The organism is Paenibacillus sp. W2I17 (genome assembly GCF_030815985.1).
Classification (GTDB): Bacteria; Bacillota; Bacilli; order Paenibacillales; family Paenibacillaceae; genus Paenibacillus.
Window position 1 is genome coordinate 5,834,608 of sequence record NZ_JAUSXM010000001.1, and the last position, 22,874, is coordinate 5,857,481.

A 22,874-nucleotide genomic window follows, 5' to 3' on the forward strand; every position below is an offset into this window, starting at 1 on the left:
AACGGATTTTTCTTGAAAAAATCTCATTTAGTTTTCTCCATATTTTGGTTGCCCTGCTAGGCTGTATTTCTTCAGTTGTTGTGTTATTGGTGATCTAACCAAATCCTACGTATCTACACCTTCAGCCCCATCAACTGCATCAATGACACCGACAGCGAGTGTTGTTACCGCAGCAGCAGCTAAAAGATTCTTGGCACCAAGCTTCACTCTGTCCTTATCTTCCTCTTTCATGCCCACAACAACATCTTTACCGCTGTTATATACATACTTGGCTGATATCGCTACACCTTTTGCAGTATTGGTTACAGCACCTCCAATATCGGCAAGCCCCGCGTCTATGGAGGTATCATCTTTTCGAATTGCACCACTGGCAAGATCATATGTTCCGCTAGCCAGTTGACCAACGGTTTTGCCTGTATTAATCGTAGCTTTCTCTACGCCGTTTCCGATTTCTTTGATAAAGGGGCTTCCCGCAATTTCACCAACAACCCTTACGCTACCGCCCAACACTTTTCCGGTAACTTCACCAGCTAACTGACCGAGCCCTTTTAAAAAACTCATCCATACTCCCCCGCTCCTATAAAAAGTTGATCCTATGTGTTATCTCAATAAACTTATTATATTCATATGTAAGCCAAAAGAACACCAGTCTCCAGCCCGAGTGGTGTACCCCTCCTCGATTGATCGCGCCAAGTTTTAGAAGTGCCTCATTGAGCAGCAACATAGTGGAGGGGGCGGAATCGATTCTGAAGAAGCGAAGTGGTCGCCTTTATCCCCGGATTTTCCCCCTATAAGGGGAATTCATAAAAATCTGGGGATAACAGCGATCATAAGAACGATCCGCCCCCGGAACGCCCACCACGCTGCACCCTTAACGCACTTCATCACAAAAAGGCGCCACTCCCACAGGAATAGCGCCTTCAGCCCTTGTTTTACCTTACTACTTAATTTCATTTGACTACACACGGTTTTAGAAGTGTCTCATTGACCAGCAACGTAGTGGAGGGGGCGGAATCGATTCTGAAGAAGCGGAGCGTTCGCCTTTATCCCCGGATTTTCCCCTTATAAGGGAATTCATAAAATCTGGGGATAACAGCGATCATAAGAACGATCCGCCCCCGGAACGCCACCATTGCTCCAAACCTAAACTTCTACCCACCGTACCTAGTCAATAAATCCTTCCATGACAGCAGTCGGCATCATATTGGACTGCCATGCGCCTTTGCCGTAGCCGCCGTTATAACCTGGTGTAGCCTGAGGCTCCCAGTAGAATACACCTTTACCTTTGCCATTTGGCAGATTACGAATTTGGTTTTTCATCGCGGCAACAAAACTTTTGCCAGCTGCAGCCTGGTTATTGTCCATGCCAATTTCGGAGATAATGATCTCTTTGCCATAACGGTTGATCATATCCTTGGCGTTGTTTACCGTATTTGTCACAGCGGTGTTCCAGCCGGAAGCTGAAGGATAGAGGGACATGGCAATCATATCAAAGTTAGCTCCGTTATTAATCAGGCCTCCAATATTCCATACATAGAGGGCGTTATCATCTCCACCTGCCAGGTGCACAATGGTTTTGGTTCCGCTGCTCAGGGATTTCACTGCGTTATGGCCTGTGTTCACCAACCACGCATAGTTTTTCATGTTGGTAGATGCTTTGCCATCTTCCCATAACATGCCGTTGCTTGTTTCATTCCCGATCTGTACCCAGTCTGGGGTAACGCCTTTGCTTTGCATCGCCGTCATAACTTCACGAGTGTGGTTCCATACCGCATCCATGAGCTGTTGGAACGTATAGTTTTTCCAGGCAGCAGGTTTGGTCTGTTGACCAGGGTCTGCCCAAGAATCGCTATAGTGCAGAGTGAGCATTACACTCATGCCAGCATTCTTGGCACGTTGGGCGAGTGCAGCCGCACGATCCTTATTCATGTAACCGTTCCCATAATCATTCGAAGGATTAACAAATACCCGAATGCGAACGGAATTGATTTGATAGTCTTTTTTCAAAATATCAATGATGTCGCGCTGTACGCCGTTTTTATCTTTCCATTTGTAGCCTTGGGCTTCCATTCCGGGAACCCAACTGATGTCGGCTCCTTTGGCGAAACTTGGTGCTGCGCTGGCATGCTGACCTGCGGGCAACATGATGGAGGTGAATAACAAAACAAAAGCCAACATGATGGATGTCTTGAAACCCCTTACATTTTTGAACATTACAAGATGCCTCCTCGGATTTAGGTTGAGTTGCATCCTAATTATAGCCATCCTGGTTTACTCTACTAAAGGGTCCATTTCCAATATTTTGGGTGTTTTCTCAACCTCTCTACAGAAAAAGGGAAAACAAAAAGCCGTCCGAAGACGGCTTTTCTACCCGTGGCGCTTTTTGAAACATTGATCCGTATCCCGCGCCTCCACCAGACTCTTTTAATTTGAGCTAGTGGATCGGGTAAGGGACACGTTCAACATGACATTAGAAATGTTGACGCACCTCCTTTCCTTGTGGCAAGAGTATACAACACCTTGTTTCGGAAAGCTAGTCTTTTTTACGTATTTAAGCAAAATTATTTTTCAGTCTGGAACATCGTGATATCTCGTGCATAATGGCTCTTGGTTCCGTCATTGTTTCGGATGCGCACACTGTCTTCACTGATCCGCTCCACAATGCCACAACCGACCTCGCAATAGACGCCAGCCGGGTCTTCCTGCCATGCGCTTACCATACATTGGGATAGTGCAGCCGTGAAAAACTCTATATTTTTTTGTAACGTTCTAGGTTTGTTGGATTTCATTATATACTCCTTTAATCAACTATATTTGGAATGAGAACAAGCAACCGGACCAAATCACACTGTACTTCACTTTACTCTGTCTATTGACCTTTGTAAAGGGATGGAAAAAGTTGCGGCCATGAGGTATCATTTACATAAATTTTACGTAGCGTTTACACTGCGCTGACGCTTGATGTTGATTACGAATAGTACAATTATATGAGAACTTCTAACCAAGAATAGATATGCAACACATTCGGAGGCCATACATGCATAGAGACGTCAAAACAGGCAACTACGTTAATCGTGATTTGAGTTGGGTTGAATTTAATCGGCGCGTACTTCAGGAGGCCCAGGATCCAACAACGCCTCTGCTGGAACGCATGAGATTTCTCGGCATTGTCGCTAGTAATCTGGACGAGTTCGTCAGTGTAAGGGTGGCGGAGACAAAAGAGAAGATCAAGGCCGGATTCACGCAAAAAGATTTTACAGGATACACGCCTTCGGGATTGTACCGCAGATTGATCAAACGAACCGGTACCATGGTCGCCGAACAGTATAAAACGTATCGTGAACTCATCCGTCTACTCGCCAAGAAAGGCGTGAACATTCAGGAATATACAGATCTTAATGTGACACAGCAGCGCGCAATGGACCAGTACTTTCATGAAATTATTTTTCCTGTACTCACACCGATGGCGATTGACCAGAGTCGTCCGTTCCCACTGGTACACAACAAGTCTGTCTATCTGTCCGTGATGTTACAGAAGGAAGGGGAGCAAGAGGGAGAGCCGTTTATGGCTATTGTTCAGGTACCTTCCAATCTGCCGCGGGTAGTTCAGGCTCCCATTCGGGCGAATAGTAAAAAGAAAACATTCATACTGATTGAAGATCTTATCAAACATCATATCCATACGCTCTTCAGCGGATATATCTCGCTTGCTGCACAGGAATTCCGAGTGACCCGTAATGCGGATCTGTTCATTAATGAAGAAGAAGCGGAAGATCTGCTTGAGGCTATTGAAAAAGAATTGCGCCGCAGACGCCGCGGGGCTCCTGTACGACTGGAAGTCTGCAAGGATTTTCGTCCGGATGCCTTATTGGAATTGCAGGATGAATTTGATATTCAGGACCCGGTATATGAAATTGATGGACCACTCGATCTGAGTTTTCTGGCGGGATTCGTGGACAGTCTGGAAAGTTTCTCACATCTGAAATACAGTCCGGTGAAGCCAGTCTACCCACTTGAGTTTCTGCCAAGAGAAAGTCATTTTGAGCTGCTGCGCAAACGTGATGTACTGGTGCATCATCCGTACGAATCGTTTGAACCAGTCACTGATTTTATATTGGAGGCTTCGGAAGATCCAAGAGTTCTGGCCATCAAGATGACATTATATCGGGTCAATGGCGATTCACGCCTTATTCCGGCACTTGCACTTGCCGCTGAGAGTGGTAAGCAGGTCACGGTGGTGGTGGAACTGAAAGCCCGGTTTGATGAAGAGCGCAACATTGCTTGGGCCCGTAAGCTGGAGAAAGCCGGTTGTCACGTGGTTTATGGACTGGTTGGACTCAAGACCCATGCCAAAATCATTCTTGTTGTACGCAGGGAACAGCAGGGCTTGAGACGTTATGTTCATGTAGGAACCGGTAACTATAATGAGAGTACAGCCAAAGTGTATACGGACGTGGGACTGTTCACCTCTAATCCGATTATTGGGGAAGATGCATCCGAATTGTTCAATGAGATTACCGGATACTCCGGTCCGAAGGCATTGCAGGCGTTCCGCGTAGCTCCAGATGGGATGAAGGATGAGCTGTTTGCACTGATTCGTAGAGAAACAGAGCATGCGCTGAAAGGCAAACCTTCCAGAATCATTGCCAAGATCAACTCCTTATCCCATCAGGAAATGATTGATGAATTGTACGAGGCTTCTCAAGCCGGCGTGCAGATCGATCTGATTGTGCGTGGTGTATGTTGTCTACGTCCGGGGGTAGAGGGGCTCAGTGAGAATATTCGGGTCATTAGCATTGTGGATCGTTTTTCTGGAGCATTCACGGTTGTTTTATTTTGAAAATAGCGGCAACCCGGATGTATTCATCTCCAGTGCAGACTGGATGACACGTAACTTGAATCGAAGAATTGAACTGATGTGTCCCGTATTTGATCCAGAGCTGAAAAAGATGCTAGTGGATATCCTTAATCTATCCCTTATGGATAATGTCAAAGCGAGACAACTTATGCCTGGTGGCAATTATGTATTTGTAGAAAATGAAAAGCCCCCGCTGAGAAGTCAGACGGAGGCCATGGGTATTATCCCTTGGAAGCCTGCTGAATGGAGTGCGTTAACGTAACTCCCCAGGCTTCCTTCAGATCCTTGACGGCCTCTTCCAGGCCATCAAGTTCCAGTAACGGCTCAGCTGTACAGGTGAATTGCACCTGCAGCGAGTCGTTTTCTTTTGTTGCTTCAATCGCAGCGATGCTTTCGGATCGATTGATGGCTTCCGCTACGCGCAGCAGAGAGCCAATACGATGAGCATGCCGCTCATCCGAGTTTTTCAGAATGTCCCGGTGCTTATTCAGCAGCTGGGGCGTTCTTTTTTTGGGATGATAATCAGCTGCACTGGCACTTAGAATGGTCTCCCGATGAGAAAGTCCATAGATACTTGCATTCATGATCCAATAGGCCGAGTGCTGTGTATAACGGAAATAGTTAATCTGTTTACCTGCCATGTGCAGCATGGAGGATGCATACAGAATTCGGGCATCTGCTTGATCAGGAGGGGCACCTTGTAATGCCGTATACAGGGTAACCGTATCCTGATGAATCCGTTGCAGACGTTTCTCTGGAATAGGCGGTCCAAAATGGATAAAGTTGCGGATACTGTCCTTCAGCGCGTCCGGAACGACCGGCTGACCTCCAGCCATGTAATCTCGCAATAACCCGTCTCGTAGACCCGCACCACTAACCACATAACGATCTCCCTGTATTAACTGGAAGACGGTTCGCAGGATCAGTACGCCGGGCACAATGATGTCTGCGCGATCTTTGGCGAGCCCAGGTACCTTTTTGCGCTGTGCCGAGGTGAGATGAGGCAAGGAGCGAGCGATGTTCTCCATCGCTTCCTCACTGATCTCATAATGATGGCTGACAGGCAAAGAATACTGGGTACGCTTCTGTTCCACTTTGGCGAGTGTACGCATTGTGCCACCAAGTCCGATGAGTGGCAGACCGGGATGCTCACGAATCCAATCCTGTCCATGGAGAGCCTCAATGACTTCATTGCATAATGCATTTGCATTTTCCTCGGTCCACTGATCTTCGCCCCCGTAACGGGCATGTGAATTCACAGCACCAATAGGGAGGGAGATGCTATGTAACCTTTTCCGATCCCGAAAGACCGTGATCTCTGTGCTGCCGCCTCCAATATCCACGACGTAACCGTCTGCCAGATCAATGGATTGAGTGACACCAAGGAACCCATAATAGGCCTCCCGATCTCCCGATACACATTCAATGGTAAGCCCCGTCTCTGTCTCCAGCCATTCAATAATCTCCAGGACATTGCCTGCATTACGAATAGCTGCCGTAGCTGCTGCTCGAATCAGTTTGGTCTGATACGCTTCACAGGTCGCTTTGAATTGACGCAAGATGGTGATGGCTTTATCCAGAGAATGGCGCAGAATGGTTCCATCGGACTCAACAACGCTGCTCAGACGAGCGGCGTATTTGTCTTCATGAATGATGCGATAGGCTGCGTCCTGATCCAGTTCATAAATAACCAGACGAATGGAGTTCGAGCCGATATCAATAATTCCTAAGGTTTCATTAGTACGTGTCATAAGCATCTCCTTCTACAGAGGTTCAACTACCCGAAGTGAAGAAGGGCAGCCATGGCTTCCGGTGAACCCGGCGGTGTGGCAGAGAAGGGCGTAGTTAGCATAACAACAATGATAAAGACGATGAAACAGGCAAATATAAGACAACTCACGGCAAAGCCGCGATTACGCTTTTGCATAAACAGTCGAATACCTGTGACAAAGAGAAGTACCGTAACAGCTACCAGAACGATCGACATTGCAAAATAGGCTACGCCATAAAGTGATTTGAAAAATGCTTCCATTTGTTCTGAACGCTCCTTAGATCCTCATATTTAAGCCCTTCCAAGCCATTCCTTAGTAGCATACGACAGATTGACTTGTTTGAAAAGTAAACCGGGCGCTTGTTCCCGTTTCCGCCATCACCCCTAGGACAGGTTACATGGAAAAGGGGCCTTTGCCGTGGACAGACATCCAAGAAAGCAAGGCTTCTGTTGAGTATGTATAAGGAAGGACTATTGTTTCAAGGAAGGAGATCAACCCATGTCGAGACAACTTGCAAGCAAATGGCGGAAGACAGCGGCTCTGATGAAATACCCGGTAGCTGCTGTCCATATCCCACAGACCAAGGCATTCAACTCGGGTAATCTGCTGCAAATGCTCAGTCGTTATGGAATGGTGTATGTCAAACCTATTGTAGGAGGCGGAGGTTACGGTGTTATCCGGGTATCGGCCAGCGGTGGGGCTTATCGATACACCCATATGAAAACGACCCGTTCTTTCGCCAGTTTCAGCCAGATGTATCGCTCTCTGGTGCGTGTAAAGGCTAGACGCAAGTACTTGATCCAGCAAGGCATTCATCTGGCAACAATTCAAGGGAGACCTGTTGATTACAGAGTCAAAGTTGTCAAAACCCAACGAGGCTGGGTATTCCGTTCATTAGTAGGACGACTCGCTCGTCCCGGACTCTGTGTGACGAATCTGAGCAAGGGTGGCACCATGTTATCAGGAAGGCGAGCTCTTGGTTTATCCCTGCCACATATATCCGGTCGGCACAAACGCCGGGAGATGCGTTCCCTTACACTGACATGTACGTACATTATGGAAAGTCAGTTCCCTGGTGTAGGTCAGCTTGGATTTGATTATGGACTGGATTATTCAGGCAAGATCTGGATTCTGGAAGTGAATACCAGACCCCAATAGAAAATGAATGGGAAAACTCAAGAAAATTCAAGAAAAACCGATAATATATAAAAGAAAACGGTATGAAAACCGTTTGAAATTTTACATTACGGGGTAATTTACTCGCAACAAGTCTTGAAACTATGAATTTATTCCAAAAAAAATACGCTGATAAACGTTCTGACAGTAGTACAAACTTCCTGTGCATAAATATTGTCCACACTATACACGTTGATTACTCTACATTTTTTCCATTTATCAACAAACTATGCACAGGATTTCCACATATCGTTGTGGATAACAAGAACGCTTGTTCTCTATATGAATCTCTGATATGATAGTTTTGAGGAAAAAAAAGGAAAGGTTGTGGCGGGAAATGGCTATGTTATCCGATGAGATGTTGTTGGATTCCTACCATAAAGCGATTGAGTTGAATCTCGAACGAGATTTCATCGCACTGCTGTTGGCAGAAATCCATAAGCGCAAACTGGGTACCGACGTATCTGCCATTCTTCACTAGAGATCCTCATTGCAGGCAATGTTACAGGTTTCCGGACAAGTCCCATAGTGAGACAGGCCATGGCGTGCTCGTCTGACAATGGTGACAGTACATCACATGATTGCAAACGTTTTCGGCTTCGTCTGCCGTGTCAGAGGAAGGGTGGGATACGTAGGGGCTGTATGGTCCGGTGTAATCATCCAATTTGCCGCATTCTAACAGTCCCTGAAGGCAGTGGGGGCAAGCCTGCTCCGGTACAACCAGACCGTTACACAGCGGGCATATATAAGACAAGGGTATCCCTCCTGATATGGATTCACTCAGGAGTAAGATACCCTTTTTTGTATCAATATATGTTATTTCAGCAAAACTAGCGTTTCATGTTACTGCTGTGTCCTGGGGACAACTTGGCATCCGGATCGAAGTATACCTTCGCATTGTTGACGGCTGTTGGAGCTTCGCCGAATCCGACAGCAATCAGCTTCAGTTTACCCGGATATGTTGTGATATCTCCGGCAGCGAAGATTCCTGGAATGGATGTTTCCATGCGGGAATCAACAACGATGGAGTTGCTGTCAATTTCGATACCCCACTCGGCAATCGGCCCGAGAGAAGAGACAAATCCGAAGTTAACGATCACGTCATCTACTTCGATTTCCTGTGTTTCTTTGGTTTTCACATGGGAAAGGGTTACTTTGGTAATCGTGTCATCCCCATGAAGTTCCGTGATTTCGGTCGGTGTAACAACATTCACCTTGGAATTCATCAGGTTTTCGACACTGTGCTCATGCGCACGGAACTTGTCCCGGCGATGGATCAGCGTCACTTGCTCAGCAATAGGCTCCAGCATGAGTGCCCAGTCTACCGCGGAGTCACCCCCGCCACTGATCAGTACTTTTTTGCCAGCGAAAGCATTCAGATCACTGATGAAGTAGTGCAGGTTGCTCTTCTCGAACTTGGCAGCACCTTCAAGCTCCAGGCGACGTGGTTCGAATGCACCTACACCAGCTGTAATAATGACGGCTTTGGCATGATATTCATTCTCATCCGTCTTCACAATGAAATGTTGTTCATCCTTTTTCTCCACCGATACAACCTTTTCTTCAAGGCGGATGTTCGGGTTAAAATGACTCATTTGCTCAACCAGGTTATTCACCAGTTCCTGAGCCGTTACTTTCGGGAATCCGGCTACATCATAGATGTATTTCTCCGGGTAAAGAGCGGCAAGCTGTCCGCCAAGCTGTGGCATACTTTCAACCAGTGTAACGGATGCCTGACGCATCCCACCATAAAACGCGGCGAACAGACCCGCAGGGCCTCCACCGATAATAAGTAAATCAGTCATATCATGACTGGAATTTTGTGCAGTCAAGAATCAACAACACCTTTCATATTTTAATAGGTAGTTAACAGAAAGAATGTGCAGGCTACGTATCGTAACCAGCATGGGTGCTGAACTGTCTTTCCTATTATAAACGGTGTATTCAGGGTTGCAAAGTTAGCGGCGTCACGAAACTGGGAACAATTGATGAAGATCAGATGAGAATAGGATGAAATTGGAAATGAAAGGTTATGAAAAATAACAAAAAAAACCTTGATCTTTACTAGAAATACAGATATCCTTGACCTGTACTATGTGTTTTTTTGTCTAATTTAGAGCCAATATGTAATATGAAGACAGATCCCGTGTTTTGTAGAATCTTGTGGTTAATTTCACAACTTGAAACGATAACTTGCGTGCAAACGTATCAATTTCATAAACCCTTTAGTTGCTTCAATCAAGTCTAGATATAGATCAAAACAGTTCAATATGTCGATATCTAGTTTCATAAAATCCATTTTTAGTGAGTTATGAAATTGAGGCAAACGTTTAAATAAATTCGCGAAGTTAACATTTGTCGTCATAATGGGCAAGACCTCATCAATATTTGTAAGTATGTGCATTTTGCATCTCACCCAAGATCGGGCTGATGCAAGTGAAACCGGAAGGGGTATAGACATGAGCAGTATTCCCAAAATCGTCATCCTCGGCGCGGGCTATGGCGGGATTCTGACAGCCCAGCGGCTGCAGAAGGAATTGAACTATAACGAGGCCGACGTCACATTGGTGAACCGGCATGATTATCATTATATTACTACACATCTACATATGCCGGCAGCCGGCACGGATACCATTGAGCATGCAAGAGTCCCTATTTCCAAGCTGATTGATGAGTTCAAGATTGATCTGGTCAAGTCTTCCGTGAAGGAGATTCGTCTGCAGGATCGGAAGATTATTCTGGAGGACGGCACGTTATCCTATGATTATCTGATTATTGGACTAGGCGGTGAGCCTGAGACCTTCGGTATTCCAGGGATGCTCGATCACGCCATGACAATCCGCAGCATTAACTCGGTCAGACTGATTCGAGAACACATCGAATATCAATTTGCGATGTACAAAAACGATAACAAACGAAATCGTATTCGGTTTGTCGTAGGTGGAGCGGGTTTCAGTGGTGTTGAATTCGTAGCTGAACTTGCAGATCGTATTCCACAGCTGTGCAAGGAGTTCGATGTGAATCCGAAACATGTGCATATCTACAATGTAGAGGCAGCGCCTTCGGCCTTGCCTGGATTTGATCCGGAACTGGTAGAACATGCGATGAATGTGCTCAAAAAGAAGGGCGTTACTTTCAAAATTGGTGTTCCAATCAAGCAATGTCTCCCGGACGGGGTAATTGTGGGTGAGGGTGAAAAGCTCGATGCAGCCACAGTCGTATGGACCGGCGGCATTCGCGGTAACTCACTGCTGGAACAGGCAGGTCTTGAAGTGATGCGAGGACGTGTGAAGGTAGATGATTATCTGCGTGCCCCTGGACATGAGCATGTCTATGTCATTGGTGATAATTCACTTGTGTTCAACGCGGAAGGACGGCCTTATCCGCCAACAGCCCAGATTGCGATGCAGCAGGGTGTGAACTGCGCCAAGAACGTCGTGGCATCCATTCGCAAGAAACAGCCACAACCTTTTGTATTTACGAGCAAAGGCACGGTTGCTTCATTGGGTAAAGGGGAAGCCATTGCTGTTGTAGGCGGCAAGAAATACAAAGGCTGGAAAGCGGCTCAGTTGAAGAAGCTGGTTGATCTGCGTTATTTGTTCATCATTGGTGGTATTCCGCTAGTCCTGAAGAAAGGGCGGTTTTTTGGATGAGACATTGCAGTGTTCAGGTCCGGGGACAATTAACACGTGAAGAGCTGGATCGATACAACGCCCTGATGCAGGTCGGTGGTTATCTCGAGGAACAGGATCAGTATGATCTGGCCTATATCGTGCAGAAAGAAGTAGATATTCTCATTATGCCTGCGATTGAGCGGCTTAAAGAGAAGGGTCGTGACCGTGACCGGGCCACAGCCGAGTTCCTCGAATCGCTGAAAGCGGTAGATGAGGAGGACGAGGATTAAGGATAACCGAGGTTAATAAATAGAGTGAACAACTGCAAAATGGATCATCATCCGACTTGGTTGTCCACACGTACATGAATGAGAAAAAGCACCGCAGACAGTATCCTTTACAGGAGATGTCGCGGTGCTTTATTGTGCTTTGCATTATGTTTACAGCTTAAGCATGTCTTCCAGTGTTCCTTCGTTCAACAGACTTCCCACATAGAACGAACCGAATTCGCCATAACGGGCGCTAACTTCATCGAAACGCATCTCATAGACAAGTTTCTTGAACTGAAGTGCGTCATCCGCAAATAGCGTAACGCCCCATTCCCAATCGTCGAAACCGACAGAGCCGGTAATGATCTGTTTCACTTTACCTGCGTAGCTACGACCAATCATGCCGTGACTGCGCATCATGGTACGACGCTCGTCCATGGACAGCATGTACCAGTTGTCATTCAGCTCACGTTTTTTGTTCATCGGATAGAAGCAGATGTATTGTCGTTGTGGCAGAACAGGTTTCAGACGGGCGATAATCTCCGGATTCTGCATCGGGTCTTCGCCTTCTTTGCCAAGATAGTTGCTCAGTTCCACTACACTGACATAGGAATACGACTTAGTTGTGTATTGGGCAAACATCGTTTTGTTAAACGCGTTCTCAACAGCCTTCAGATCTTCCAGCGTTTCACGCAGGTGCATCATGACGAGGTCTGCTTTTTGACCTACAACCGTATATACAACGGTACTTCCTTTGGATGAATCCTCGACTTCTTTCCATTCTTTCCAGAATTCCTGAAGCTCGTCCAGTGCTACAGCGCGTTCTTCATCATCTGCTGCTTTCCAGGCGGCCCAGTTAATCGAGCGAAAATCATGCAGGGCATACCAGCCCTCCAGTGTTGATGCGGCTTCGTTCATTGGTTGTGTTCCTCCTGCAAGGTATATTTCCAAATCCCTATAAGGGACGGGTGATTGCTTTATCGTTTACATTGTATCCCAACATGAAGCAGAAGGGCAAATGAACAGAGTATAAATATAGGGAAATTTGTCCAGAAAGTTCGTTGCTTCGCCACATTTTTTGCGGTACACTAACTACTATCCAGAAGTGAAACCTGAATGTGTGAAAGAAGAGGTGAATGTCGCCCGATGCAATTTATACCTGTGTTGGTATTGATGGTATTATTTTTCGTTATGATGTTTGGTATCGGTTTCATTCTGAACATGCTGATGAAGACAACCTGGTTTCCTTCCTATCTGTTCATTATTGTAATTCTGCCTATTGTTGTGTACTCTCTATGGGATCAGTCGTCATCTCTGATGTCACATCTGGGTTCTTTCCAGCTTGTAGACTATATGACGGGCATCGCTGGACTGGCTGGTGCGATAATCAGTGGCTGGACGATCCAGAAGTTGCGTTTGGGTGGGTACAGAATGTTTTAGATTGTTGGGAAAGAGGTAACACATGCCCCTGTAATCGCGTGAAAGTCTTGTCTTTGTCGTAAACGCTTACGAGTACAAAGGGAAGGCTTTTTTGCTATTCATTTATATTATAAGGATTATTGTACACTTGTACTTCATATACATCTGGAGAACATTCTCTTTAGATATTCCCTTGTATTCTGCGGCTACAGCTTTTATAGTATTCTAGCGGCTCTCGACATTTTTATTTTAGAAATTTGCTAAATTCGGCGAAAACGTGAATGATGTCGACCTAGGACGAAACGGAGCGAGAACAGGCCATCTTTTTACCTGTTTTTGAGCATTTGAGGATCAGACATTTATGATAGAATAGATAAACATACTTTTGGGGAGAAGGAGATCAGGCTATGCGCATGAAGAATCTGCACCATTATACTGAACATCATCGCTACTGCGTATACAGGGAGTTTGGACTTAGCGCCCTGGATGACCGTATGCTTACAGGAGCATATCAGCCCATGGTAGGTGCTTTTGCGGTTGGCTTGTATCGGCTGTTGTTTCAGCATCTTCCCGGTGAACAGGTCGGTTATTCGCCGCTTGAACAGCAACGGAGGCTGTTCATGACACTTGGCTTGGAGCCAAGTGAGAAAGGGCGCAAATATTTGTTAGAGCAGACATCCAAGCTTGAGGCAGTGGGGCTACTTCAGACTTCACGGCTATATATACCGGAAAATGATGATTACATCTACGAATATGAGCTGCAACCGCCGCTCTCTCCGGCAGAGTTTTTCCGGACACAGCATTTGACACTGCTGCTTCGTGACAAGATTGGCAAATTCGCCGTACTTTCCTTGCGTTCCGGTTTCTCGGCAGTGGAAAATGGGGACGCGCCTTATCCGGCAGCCAATAAAGAGAATATTTCCGTTCCCTTTTACGATATATTTGAATTGAATACCCACGTAATTGATTACGAGTTGGAGCAAGCATTGTCGGAAGTATCAACTACGGCCCAACGGACAGGCACGAATGATGCAGCGGAAGAAAATAGTTTGAACTATGCCGACATTATTTTGCGTTTTCCGCGGGAGTCCGTCAATCGCCGTCATGTAGAACAGCTGCGGTTCGATCATGAACAACTGGGCATTGTAAATTATGTAGTAAACAAGTTTAACCTCAGTGTGCAGGATGTATGCCGTCTGCTGGATGAAGATGATATCTTCAGTCCGCAGGGCCAGCTGATTCTGGATGATCTCCAGCATAAGGCGAGCATGCAGTTCAGGCAGACGAAGAAGCGTCATGAGCAACAGACCGTACAGGCGGCCAAGGTCGTGGCACTGAGACAGCATATGGAGGAGCCAGAGCGGAAAGAAGACTCCGGTGAACCACCTGTTGAACATGAAGTGCAGATGGAATATTACGTCGAAGTGCCTCCACAATTTATGACCAAGTGTGATATTCATCAATACAATATGATGTTGCGCAATGAGCCATACACACGTCTGTTGCAGACATTTTTCCCGGGCGCAGTACCGGACAATCTCATCGATATATTTGAGAAAATTGATCTGAGCTACAAGTTGCCGGGAGAAGTCATCAATGTACTGATTCATTATTTGATGGCATTACTTGTATCCGGCGGAGAGCAGCGGATTAACCGTAACTTCGTTGAGGCCATTGCCTCCAACATGTTGCTTAAGCAGGTAAACTCATATGAGAAAGCTGTGCAATATATTCGTGATCAGGCCAAGGTCAAAGGCAAACAGGCTGCTGGTGCAGCTGGAACCCGTACCCGTACATACGGCAAAGGAACCAAAGCCAAGCCCGAAATTCCGATTGTACAAGACATAAGCACCGATGGGGATGCCGTATCTGAGGAAGAGTTTGAAGAGATGATGAGATTTGCCCAGCAGATGCAGGCGAGTAAGCAAAAAGGCACTTCTTAAATATTTATAATAAAGCCAAAAAGGCGAGTCCCCCGATTAATGGAGACTCGCCTTTTTGCTATATAAGTTGAACCAAAGAAACGTATTTTACGTTCAATCAAATTTTTCATATTTCGTAGGATATTTATCTAATTTAAACCACTGCTGAAATTCCTTTTTTGTGATTCTTTTTACAGGCTTAACTTTTTTGCTTCCTGTATCGTATCTGAAAAGAATCCATTGATCTGAAGGATACTCACTAATATAATCAATATTTTTTCCGCTCTTATGCCATAAAATTAAACAGGTGCTAATATAGTTGGTTGCCCGAGGGAGATAAAGAAAACGGCCTTTCTTAGTATCGTATATTGCTAACGTGCTTTTCTCCGTATTTCCATAAGAAAATGCAATGATGTCTTCTTGTGGTGACCAATTATATGATGAAATGGTTTCTACATTTTGTTTACCTGATTTTTCAAGACGTTCGTTTATAATCGTGTACTTTCCTGTTTTAAGGTTCATGAGAATGAGGTTGCTGCCAGCACTTTTTTCTACTTGGATAGCAATCCATTCATTCGATGGAGATTCAGCAACACTAGTTATATCCAATAATTTAACCTCAAAATCTCCTGTTTGTAGGGTGTGCTTTTCTTTACCATGAGTAACTACGATGGTGTCAATGATGTTTTGCTCAAAATCGGCAGCAGCATCTAGCTTTAAGGTGTTCGCGGTTATCGTGATGTTGTCACCTTTCCAGACAATTTTATTTGAGCCTATCGTTTTTTCAAACTTAGGTATACTCTGGTATGTTGAAGAGTTCACAGAAGTTGATTTAGCAGCAATTGGAGCTACTGACTTATCAAGAGTATGGAACGAAGCTGATGCAGTTGATAACGTGCTTAAGCTACCTAAAACAATGACGCTTGATAATAAAACATTGGTGTATTTCATTATTATCTCTCCTTCAGTTGGGGAGGCGGTTACGTGATGTTATTCCCTCCAGATCGTTGTGACAATCCAGAAAAAACTACCTTACTTAAGAGCATTGCTTCTATCTGCATGCCTAAAATCAGATGACACTGATACTCTTTCCAATAGAGAAGAATCTAGCAAGTCAACGAGACAAGCCCCACCAATCAACAATACACCAACAAACACAGAAAGACTTATTGAACCACCGGAGAAAGAAGAAATTAAGGACATCACAGCCACCGATTTTAAAGAAGGACTTTCTATTGACTTCGATAAATATAAAGGCAACTTTTTTGACGAAAAAATTATCTCCAGTTGCCGAGAAAGCAACTGTACAATTAGACAACAAAAGAAGATTTAGATGTATTCATACTAGCCGAAGCGAAGAACTATATTAAAGGTATTGTTAGAGGGGAATAGTTGATGGATTAGTAACGGACAGGTTATTTGAAGGAGGAGTTTCAAACCTCTCATAGAAGGTCTTTTAACTAGAGGTTCCAAAGAAGGAGGTAACGAGTAGAAATGTTAAAAAATGATGAAGAGTTCGAGAGTTTATTATCAAAGAGGAATTCAGGTAAAGTTACATACGGTATAGAATTAAAAAATAATATTGAGAAAGGAAGTATATTGGAGGCATTTTTGAAGCGAATGGGCCATAATGCAGATAAGATAGAGGGTAACTGGAGAATAGTTGACAAAGATTATGCTAAAAAAATTATAGTTTATGTTCTTTCGAAAAACATGACTTATGATATTGATTTGAAGACAAAACCGATGGCAAATGAATTAAGTGAATATTTTTTAGATCAATTTCAGAAAGAAGCCTCATTCTATACAAACGCAAAGTTTGATTCGAAATCTGGTTACTTTAAGCTCTACTCTTGGACAACGATAAATAACTCACAGTGGCATACGTTTGATACGGGAATAGTTGCAATGGACAATATACATATTGGAATTCTATGGGCAGCAGACCCTTTATAAGTGGATTTAAGACTGATTAATGATGGGCCATATCTAAATTCATGTTCAACTAACGGGCAGGTTAGTTCCAGTATGTGTTAAAATGAGTTTGTTAGGAGCAGTACCTTCTTATACAGGAGGTTTTTGAAATTGATTTAAGGGAGCGGAATAAAATGGGGGCAGATTTCACAGCTTTCATAGGCCATAAGTTGAATAGAGATAAAATTGAAATATTATGTCATGCACTAAATTCTAGATCATTAAAACACGTTGATGAATTTATTAACTTCCTTCTTCCACATAACTCTAAGGATGAGGATAAGCCTTTTACGGTTCATGAAGGAATTGGTGGCACTTTGGAAATCAGTGGACCTTGCGGGATGGATTTTACATTCTCGGAAAAGGTCTGTTATTTTCATCATTATATAAGATGGAGAAGCTTTCTCCTAGAGGAGGAGCTTCAGCTTTATTTAAAGAAAGTTACTTTCGATTTAGCCCGTTATTTTTCATCAGAATATGCAATTTATGTACCGGACAGTGGAGCAAGAGAGTCAGGGGTTCTAGATTTTATTTGGGAAGATGAAAATAAAGATATCCATTATATAATGAATTGGCTTCTTGGACGTTGCGGAAGACCTAAAGAGAAGATTATTGATATTTTTAAAGAATACGATGATTACTGGGATTCTGAAGGGTATTACGTAGACGATTTTAGTGATTTAAAGTAGGGTCTCATCCTCAAACGGGAAACATTAGTTCATAAACGAGAAGGCATAAACGTGATAGGCCGCTGTTTTCAACTAGCGGACTGACAATAGGGATCGTTGCAAAAATGCTAACGATCTTTTTTTTCATAGCTTTAGAGACGAGAATCATGATGCCTAATTAAGCTAGCAAGTAGGTTAACGGCAAGGATCGTATGTTGGCAGAACTGTAATATCAGGAGAATTTATGGTTTTAATAGAGGATAATGATTACTTATTATTCCAGATATATGCTACTCTCTTGTTATTCCATAGTTTTCTTAACGGAGAAATGGAAATTTAAATGTTGGGGATAATTGCTTGCTTCTATCCGAACGATTGCCAATTGCAGCAAGTCTGTACCCTGAGGAACCTGCGTTAATGAGACATGGGCAAACGATGAGTTATGGGGAGCTTTACGGTCTGGTTGAAAGACTCAGTCATGCCCTGTATGTTGAAGGACTCCGGGCCGGTGATCGCTTTGCCCTTTTAGGTGATCCAGATCCTCAGCTCGTTGTTGCGTTTTATGCAGCAGTTGGGATTGGCGCTATACCGCTCGTTCCTTCTCCTATGCTAACAGTGCCTGAACTCGCTGCCATATTTCAGGATGCAGAACCACATATGGTTATTCATGATGACCAACATGCTAAAGCAGCTATTGCCACGGTAAAGCTTCTTGGGTATTGTCCAAAACTGTTCACGACAGACGAAGAAGGGACGAATAATAGTTCGCTCGCTGCTCTTTTACAGCAGGAACCTGCGTTCTCTCCAAAAGACAATTTCAAACGAAGTGTAGACGATACGGCAGTCCTGATTTATACGGGTGGGACAACTGGTCGGCCAAAAGGGGTCATGCATTCGCATCGTGGTATGGCTGCTTGGAATCAACTTACGCCTTCTGCAGGCTTCGGTCATGATCTCAAGCGTCGTGTGTTAGTGCTCAACTTATCCCATCTGGTAGGTCAGTTCCAGCTGTGGGCGACCATGACTGCCGGAGGCTGTCTTGTATTTCTAGATGAATACCCAGCGGATGTACACCGTATTATGGAAGCTGTTGAACGTGATCAGATTACACAACTCAGCACAGTAGGCCAACTGCTTCGTGATCTTACCCGCGAGGTATCCGTAGGAGGTAGAAACTTGAAGAGCCTATCGCTTATTGGCTGCGGAGGGTCCATTATTTCCCCGGATACACTACAGGAGGTCGTATCGCAATTTCCTGAAGTTATCATTGTGAACAACTACTCACAAGCGGAATGTGGAATGTCCATAAGCCGCCTTTTTCCTGCTCAACATATGGGCGATCCTCTTCGCCTTCGATCCGTAGGTCGTCCTGCTGACTTGGCTGCCCAAGGTGAGCAGGCCTTCGAAGTTCGGATATTAGATACGGACGGAAGTGAGACAGTTACGGGCGAGGCTGGAGAAATCGTTGTTCGAGGTGCACAGACCATGCTTGGGTATTGGCGCCAGTTGGAGGCTACTGCCGAGACCATGTCCGATGGCTGGATTCGAACTGGGGATGTCGGTTGTCTGGATGTGGAAGGTTACCTTTATGTGTTTGATCGCTTGAAGGATACGGTTATTGTGGGCGGTTCCAATGTATTCTGTGCCGAAGTGGAGCATGTTATTGTGAGCCATGAGGCGGTAAGCGAGGCGGCCGTAATCGGACATTCTCTTCCTGACGAAGGCGAGGAACTCGTCGCTTTCATAGTGTTACGGGATGGTGACAGTTTGGATCTGACGCGGGTGCGGGCGTTTTGTGAGCCACACCTTGCTCCGTACAAATGGCCGACTCAACTGCTCATTGTGGATACTTTGCCGAGAACAGCCGTGGATAAAATAGACAAAAAGCAGTTGCGCAAGCATCTATCCTCAATTTCATCCGAAGGACTATGCTAACGGGAATGCTGTTTAATAGCTGTTGGGCAGAATATTTATTGTTAGATCAACAAGAACAGCCCTTCAACTTCCTTTCGGAAGTGAAGGGCTGTACGTTTTTATCTCAATCGGTATGCAGGCGGGCGCGAAAATACCTTGTAGTGTTACCTCAAAATCGTAGCGGCCTGATTGCCCGCATAATCCTCAATAACCAGCTTCAAAGAGCTGTTGCTGGACGCTGGTGTGAAGGTCAGTTCACTCAGCTTTGTTCTTCCTCGAATGATATACGGGAATTTCTGCGAAACGTAAGTGACTCCGAACTCGCGTGCCACCCCATTTTCATATACATAGATCTTGTACCAGTCCTCTAGATCCGGGAGGGCAAGAGTGTACTTTCCATCTTTTACCGTCACCTTTTCCTTGGCGTATGGTGTAATCTGAAGATCTGCCAGCTGTCCGGTATGGGTTACCGGGTTCTGCCCGCCAATGGCAATGTTCAGCACGTAATGCTCACCATTGGTCGGAAGTCCGGTCAGGATGGCAGACTGTTTTCCTTTTTTGACCTGAACTGACTTGGTGAAGGGTTCTTTTGTGTATTCTGTTTCTAGTGTGAGTTGAATAGACTCTTTGTCTTTATTTTTATCCTTGTCTTTACCGGTATTCTTATCTTTGTCTTTGCCCGAATCTTTTGCTTTTTTCGGGTTTTTCCAGCTTACGATGGCATCGCCATTCTTTTTGAATTTCACATCCATATTCTGAACGGCTGCATTCAGATCGTAAGGTAGGACGGTTGCTTCACTCTCGGTACCATCTGCACCCACCGCACGGATAGACAGTTCACCAGACGGCTGTTTTAGCGATTTGATATAAAAAGTGGAATCATACACGCCGCCTACATAGGCGCCATTTTCATATAAATTGTATTGCTTGACCTCTGAATAGTCCTTCATGTCCCATGCGACAACCAGTTCATCGGTGTTGGTTAGTGCTTTGGCAATATGGAATCCGGTCGGTGCATCCGGTACAGCCACTGAACCATCGAATATACGGATCTCACCAATATTCATCTGATAATTCTCGATAGACTCGCCATTAGGGTCAAAGGATAATCCTATAGCGGCAACGGTTTTGCCTTGATATGCACTCAAATCCAGCGAAGTTGTCTTCCAGCCTTCCGTATGCTGGCCTGAATTAGGCACATTTACGTTGACCACGTTGGATGGATCATCTTCGAAGATCAACCCAACATGCAGGGAGGAAGCGTCACTAGTCGACGGTTTGTTATACGTCAGTTCCAGTTTCGATTGTCCGTTGACGGACAGGTCGGTCTTGTACAGGCGCAGGAAGTTCTCCGCGTTCAGTGTGCCGTTCACCACGAGAGAACTGCCGCCATTGAATGCGCCGATGGAGTCATAGTTGTACCTTGCGCCTTTCTCATAAGAGGGACCATAGTCAAAATCAACACTGAGCTTGTCGCCTTCACTATCCATCCACCATTGCCAAGTGACAGGGATATCCTGAATGTTGATATTTGACCATTCTTTATCGTTCGAGACAGCACCGTCTTCATAATATTTCAGGCCGTGGCCTGTATTGAAGTTGGTCGCAAAATTGGAGCCGTTGATGACGGATCGCTCGGTAAGATAAGCGGCAATTCCATCCCAATTTGCACCGGAAGCATACACATCTGACAGATCGGCAGACGCATTACGACGTGCATCTGTCGGGTCTTGGTTTGGACCAGACCACCAGGCACGATCACGTACAAAGGTCATCCACTGGTACTTATCCTCAGCTCGGTGATTGGTGCTGCCATCGCCCATCTCTTCATCCAGGGCGTTGTGGGTGAAGTCGGCACCCAGTGTCGCGATGCTATTCATCGGTTGACCGTTCTCATCCAGATTATGGCGCAGGTCATAGGATTGCTTCCAGCGGCCGAACTTGTCATGTCCACCTTCAACACCTGCAAATACGGTTTCGAATGGGTTCAGTCCCAAGCTAAGGGCATGATCACGGGAATCGCGGAGCATCTTGTGGTTCCATACATAGTTCAGGAAGATGGAATCCGAGACTCTGCCCAGAACGGAATCCTGCACAAAGGGGCTATTAAGCCCATTAAATTGGTTCTGGTATTGAATCTTGCCTGTTGTATTGATGGTGGAATCATACCACTGGACGTATAGGCCTTTATCTCTTAGATATTTCATGAATTTCTTGTAGGAAGCGATATCCTCAGGGGCTACACCCCGGGCAACCTCTTCCTGATTGAAGAAATATCCATCGTAGTTGTAGTATTCTGCCATCTCGGCCAGTTTCTCGGCCACAGGGAAATTACCGTTATCATCCTGGATCAGCATTTGTTTATAGGTTTGTGGCCCACGGTCATTGTCCGAGAAAAAGATGTTGGCAATGGATTTGACGCCATTTTTGTGGGCTGCATTGGTGTAGGCCGGATTCGGAATGTTCAAAATGCCAAACTCGAAGTATTTCTCCGTCCACTCTTTACTCGGATCATACAGTTCCTCAGGTACGCCCGCAGAAGCCATGCCGTGCCAATAACTGTAGTAGTCTGTATATTGCCAATAATTAAATAGATACTGGCTGAATTCATTGGTATAAGGTGTGCTATCGAAGAATGCATTGCCGTAATCACCACTCATCGTGAACAGTTGGGTGTCCGGACTAAGCTCAGGATAAGCCTGTGTCCCAGCGAACGCTTCATTACGGGGCTGCAAGGGAACATGGGCACGAAGTAAATCGCCATGGATATCACTTTCGGGTGTCCAGTTCAGAATCTGGGCTGAGGTGTACCCATGTTGATAGGGCTGATTCACCCCTTTGGCACTTTCACCGGTATAAGGGAGCGTGTCTCCGGCATAAACGGATGATGCAACAACTTGTCCAAGTAGAGCCGTAGTCAGGACCATGGCAGTGACCTTGGGAATGAGGCCTTTTGGTTTGAGTTTGCGTGTCATGCTGTTCCTCCTTCAAGTGGAATGAATGTAAGGTATTCTTTTACACAAAGCTAAACTTATGGTTAACGATAGTGGATGAAAGCGTTTTTAAATAGGGTGAAATTAAAGAAACACAGATATAAACTAAAGAAAAGTTGCAGGTGACAAGTTAATGTCAGAAGCCTGGTGATATAATTCAATATAAGTTGAACTAATCATTTACACGATAACGGAGAGGGTAGAAGAAACCTGAAAAAGCGAAGCGTTCGCCTTTATCACCGGATTTTCCCTTGGGAAAAGAGAATCGAAAAAATCTGGGGATAACAGCGATTGG

At 45.1% G+C, this 22,874-nt stretch carries 19 protein-coding genes and 1 pseudogene; 10 read left to right on the forward strand and 10 right to left on the reverse strand.

Features of this window, described 5'->3' with window-relative positions:
• Positions 1-105 precede the first annotated feature (105 nt).
• The 3 genes from QF041_RS26120 to QF041_RS26130 all read right to left on the reverse strand — a co-directional run bounded on the left by QF041_RS26120 (position 106) and on the right by QF041_RS26130 (position 2,789).
• A complete protein-coding gene (locus QF041_RS26120) occupies positions 106-561 on the reverse strand; it encodes a hypothetical protein (RefSeq protein WP_307416190.1) in 456 nt (151 codons plus the stop codon).
• Between the two features lie 603 nt (positions 562-1,164).
• On the reverse strand, positions 1,165-2,214 hold the full coding sequence (locus tag QF041_RS26125; protein WP_124117502.1) for a glycoside hydrolase family 53 protein: 1,050 nt from the start codon (positions 2,212-2,214) through the stop codon (positions 1,165-1,167).
• A 347-nt stretch (positions 2,215-2,561) separates the two neighbouring features.
• Positions 2,562-2,789, reverse strand: a complete 228-nt coding sequence (locus tag QF041_RS26130) for a hypothetical protein (RefSeq protein WP_017692425.1) — start codon at positions 2,787-2,789, stop codon at positions 2,562-2,564.
• A 248-nt stretch (positions 2,790-3,037) separates the two neighbouring features.
• On the opposite strand from QF041_RS26130, the pseudogene ppk1 reads away from it, so the two are divergent.
• Positions 3,038-5,120: pseudogene (gene ppk1, locus QF041_RS26135) on the forward strand (polyphosphate kinase 1).
• Here the strand turns inward: ppk1 and QF041_RS26140 are convergent.
• Complete coding sequence (locus QF041_RS26140; protein WP_307416191.1) at positions 5,080-6,609, reverse strand: Ppx/GppA phosphatase family protein; 1,530 nt, start codon at positions 6,607-6,609, stop codon at positions 5,080-5,082. The pseudogene ppk1 and the gene QF041_RS26140 sit on opposite strands and share 41 nt — an antisense overlap.
• Positions 6,610-6,635: 26 nt before the next feature.
• Entirely contained in the window at positions 6,636-6,890 is a 255-nt protein-coding gene (locus QF041_RS26145; protein WP_017692428.1) for a hypothetical protein, read from the reverse strand.
• 238 nt (positions 6,891-7,128) lie between these two features.
• Here QF041_RS26145 and QF041_RS26150 point away from each other — a divergent pair, with 238 nt between their 5' ends.
• Both QF041_RS26150 and sda read left to right on the forward strand, forming a co-directional pair.
• Positions 7,129-7,788 carry a YheC/YheD family protein gene (locus QF041_RS26150; protein WP_076253234.1) on the forward strand — a complete coding sequence of 220 codons (660 nt, stop codon included), beginning with the start codon at positions 7,129-7,131 and terminating at the stop codon, positions 7,786-7,788.
• Between the two features lie 355 nt (positions 7,789-8,143).
• On the forward strand, positions 8,144-8,287 hold the full coding sequence (gene sda / locus QF041_RS26155) for a sporulation histidine kinase inhibitor Sda (RefSeq protein ID WP_017692430.1): 144 nt from the start codon (positions 8,144-8,146) through the stop codon (positions 8,285-8,287).
• A gap of 21 nt (positions 8,288-8,308) precedes the next feature.
• On the opposite strand, the gene QF041_RS26160 is transcribed toward sda, so the two are convergent.
• Entirely contained in the window at positions 8,309-8,560 is a 252-nt protein-coding gene (locus QF041_RS26160) for a hypothetical protein (protein WP_307416192.1), read from the reverse strand.
• 76 nt (positions 8,561-8,636) lie between these two features.
• The gene (locus tag QF041_RS26165) at positions 8,637-9,611 is read right to left on the reverse strand and encodes an NAD(P)/FAD-dependent oxidoreductase (RefSeq protein ID WP_240768303.1); all 975 of its coding nucleotides are present in this window, start codon (positions 9,609-9,611) and stop codon (positions 8,637-8,639) included.
• 654 nt (positions 9,612-10,265) lie between these two features.
• On the opposite strand from QF041_RS26165, the gene QF041_RS26170 reads away from it, so the two are divergent.
• Together QF041_RS26170 and QF041_RS26175 are read left to right on the forward strand one after the other, a co-directional pair.
• Positions 10,266-11,459 carry an NAD(P)/FAD-dependent oxidoreductase gene (locus QF041_RS26170; RefSeq protein ID WP_036605766.1) on the forward strand — a complete coding sequence of 398 codons (1,194 nt, stop codon included), beginning with the start codon at positions 10,266-10,268 and terminating at the stop codon, positions 11,457-11,459.
• Complete coding sequence (locus tag QF041_RS26175) at positions 11,456-11,710, forward strand: hypothetical protein (protein ID WP_307416193.1); 255 nt, start codon at positions 11,456-11,458, stop codon at positions 11,708-11,710. Before QF041_RS26170 ends, QF041_RS26175 begins: the two co-directional genes overlap by 4 nt.
• 150 nt (positions 11,711-11,860) lie before the next feature.
• Here QF041_RS26175 and hemQ read toward each other — a convergent pair whose 3' ends face one another.
• The gene (gene hemQ / locus QF041_RS26180; RefSeq protein ID WP_062837936.1) at positions 11,861-12,607 is read right to left on the reverse strand and encodes a hydrogen peroxide-dependent heme synthase; all 747 of its coding nucleotides are present in this window, start codon (positions 12,605-12,607) and stop codon (positions 11,861-11,863) included.
• Between the two features lie 228 nt (positions 12,608-12,835).
• On the opposite strand from hemQ, the gene QF041_RS26185 reads away from it, so the two are divergent.
• Positions 12,836-13,129 carry a YuiB family protein gene (locus QF041_RS26185; protein WP_036673352.1) on the forward strand — a complete coding sequence of 98 codons (294 nt, stop codon included), beginning with the start codon at positions 12,836-12,838 and terminating at the stop codon, positions 13,127-13,129.
• A 386-nt stretch (positions 13,130-13,515) separates the two neighbouring features.
• Positions 13,516-15,051, forward strand: a complete 1,536-nt coding sequence (locus tag QF041_RS26190; protein ID WP_307416194.1) for a replication initiation and membrane attachment family protein — start codon at positions 13,516-13,518, stop codon at positions 15,049-15,051.
• Positions 15,052-15,144: 93 nt separating this feature from the next.
• On the opposite strand, the gene QF041_RS26195 is transcribed toward QF041_RS26190, so the two are convergent.
• Positions 15,145-15,981, reverse strand: coding sequence for a hypothetical protein (locus QF041_RS26195; protein WP_307416195.1), 837 nt, complete (start codon positions 15,979-15,981; stop codon positions 15,145-15,147).
• Positions 15,982-16,524: 543 nt separating this feature from the next.
• On the opposite strand from QF041_RS26195, the gene QF041_RS26200 reads away from it, so the two are divergent.
• The 3 genes from QF041_RS26200 (at position 16,525) to QF041_RS26210 (ending at position 19,607) form a co-directional block, all read left to right on the forward strand.
• Positions 16,525-16,986, forward strand: coding sequence for a hypothetical protein (locus tag QF041_RS26200; protein WP_307416196.1), 462 nt, complete (start codon positions 16,525-16,527; stop codon positions 16,984-16,986).
• A 152-nt stretch (positions 16,987-17,138) separates the two neighbouring features.
• The gene (locus QF041_RS26205; RefSeq protein WP_307416197.1) at positions 17,139-17,693 is read left to right on the forward strand and encodes a hypothetical protein; all 555 of its coding nucleotides are present in this window, start codon (positions 17,139-17,141) and stop codon (positions 17,691-17,693) included.
• Positions 17,694-18,029: 336 nt separating this feature from the next.
• Positions 18,030-19,607 carry a class I adenylate-forming enzyme family protein gene (locus QF041_RS26210; RefSeq protein ID WP_307416199.1) on the forward strand — a complete coding sequence of 526 codons (1,578 nt, stop codon included), beginning with the start codon at positions 18,030-18,032 and terminating at the stop codon, positions 19,605-19,607.
• Between the two features lie 143 nt (positions 19,608-19,750).
• Here QF041_RS26210 and QF041_RS26215 read toward each other — a convergent pair whose 3' ends face one another.
• Entirely contained in the window at positions 19,751-22,561 is a 2,811-nt protein-coding gene (locus QF041_RS26215) for an endo-beta-N-acetylglucosaminidase (RefSeq protein ID WP_307416200.1), read from the reverse strand.
• Positions 22,562-22,874 lie beyond the last annotated feature (313 nt).